Annotated in this window: 1 rRNA gene; it reads right to left on the reverse strand. The window is 50.0% G+C overall.

Features of this window, described 5'->3' with window-relative positions:
* Positions 1–230: ribosomal RNA gene (locus tag PV403_RS25245) — 23S ribosomal RNA — on the reverse strand; the annotation flags it as partial.

Below are 230 nucleotides of genomic sequence, written 5' to 3' on the forward strand. Positions count from 1 at the left end.
AGGTTTTCGGCGGATCAGATTCTCACTGATCTTTTCGTTACTCATACCGGCATTCTCACTTGTATGCAGTCCAGCAGTCCTTCCGGTCTACCTTCAACCCGGCATACAACGCTCCCCTACCCCTGATACGAATGTATCAAGCCATAGCTTCGGTGGTGTGTTTAGCCCCGTTACATTTTCGGCGCAGAGTCACTCGACCAGTGAGCTATTACGCACTCTTTAAATGGTGG

It is taken from the genome of Paenibacillus sp. GYB006 (assembly GCF_036577645.1).
Lineage (GTDB): Bacteria > Bacillota > Bacilli > Paenibacillales > Paenibacillaceae > Paenibacillus.